At 68.2% G+C, this 1,447-nt stretch carries 2 protein-coding genes; both read left to right on the plus strand.

What is annotated here, in order from left to right; all coding sequences use genetic code 11:
• Positions 1-538: AAA family ATPase (locus ACFWPJ_RS32720; protein ID WP_378857370.1), on the plus strand; the 538-nt coding region annotated here is incomplete at its 5' end.
• A 62-nt stretch (positions 539-600) separates the two neighbouring features.
• Positions 601-1,447, plus strand: an 847-nt coding sequence (locus tag ACFWPJ_RS32725; protein ID WP_378857372.1) for a DUF5666 domain-containing protein, incomplete at its 3' end; no start/stop codon positions are given.

The raw sequence follows: 1,447 nt of genomic DNA on the forward strand, positions 1-1,447 counted from the left end.
GTTCGACGAGATCGAGAAGGCGCACCCGGACGTCTTCGACATCCTGCTGCAGGTCCTCGACGAGGGCAGGCTGACCGACAGCCAGGGCCGCACGGTCGACTTCCGCAACACCATCCTCATCCTCACCTCCAACCTCGGCGCCGGTGGCGACAAGGACCAGGTGATGGAGGCGGTGCGCAGGGCGTTCAAGCCGGAGTTCCTCAACCGGCTCGACGACGTGGTGATGTTCCACGCGCTCGACGCCGAGCAGCTGGAATCGATCGTCGGCATCAATCTGCGGCAGCTGCAGAAGCGGCTCGCGCAGCGGCGGCTGACGCTCGATGTCACCGACGAGGCCAAGAAGTGGCTGGCGGTGCGCGGCTACGACCCGGCCTACGGCGCGCGGCCGTTGCGCAGGCTGATCCAGCAGGCCATCGGCGACAGCCTGGCCAAGGAACTGCTCTCCGGCGCGGTCACCGACGGCGACACGGTGCGCGTGAGCGTAGACGACGCCACCGACAAGCTGGTCGTCGAACGCGAGGTTGTCCACAGCTCGTGAAATATCCACAGCGCGGTGCGTAGGGACCTCCCAACGCACCGCGCTGTCCTACGCTGGAGCTCATGACGAACCCGAACGATCCGTGGGGGCAACGCCCGGAGGATTCGCCGACCGAACGGCTGGGTTCGCCGGGCATGGATTCGACCAAGCCGTACGGCGGTGGCGGGTTCGACGAGTGGGGGCAGCCGTCGAATCCGACGCAGGCGTTGCCGCCGCACGACGCGCAATGGGGTGCCTACGAAAGTGGTTATCCCGCGGCGCAACCACCGCCGCACCAGCCGCCCCCCGGCTACGACCAGGGCTATCCTGGCGCGCCGCCGCCGGGTTACCCGCCCCGCCCACAGGACGGTGACCAGGGCGAACCGCCCAGGGGGAACACCGGATTGTGGATCGCGCTCGGCCTGGGCGTCCTCGCGTTGATCGCGGTCGGCGGCGTGCTGGCAGGCCTGGTCCTCAGCGGCGGCGAGTCCGGCGACAACACGGCCGCCGCGCCGACGACCACTCAGTTCCTGGTGCCGCCGACCGGCAGACAGACGACTCCGGTCGTGCCGCCGACCACGAGCGGCCTGCCCGGGCTGCCCGGTCTCGGCGGTGGCGACGATCTCGGCGCGACGATGGGCAGCATCACCGCCAACACCGGTACCGAGATCACCATGAGTACCCTCGGCGGGTCGACGGTCCGGGTGCTGGTCGACGATGCCACCCAGGTGATCTCGCTGACCACCACGAAGGCGAGCGAGCTGCCGGTCGGCGACATGGTTATGGTGCAGGGCGACAAGAACCCAGACGGGTCGATCCACGCCAATATCATCATCAGTAAGGCGTTACCAATCGGCCCCCGATTAGCGACCCTCGCGTCGAAATCCCGGCACTTCCGGGCCATCACAGCGACGGCTGTATATGAGAGGC

It is taken from the genome of Nocardia sp. NPDC058497 (genome assembly GCF_042720195.1).
Taxonomy (GTDB): domain Bacteria; phylum Actinomycetota; class Actinomycetes; order Mycobacteriales; family Mycobacteriaceae; genus Nocardia.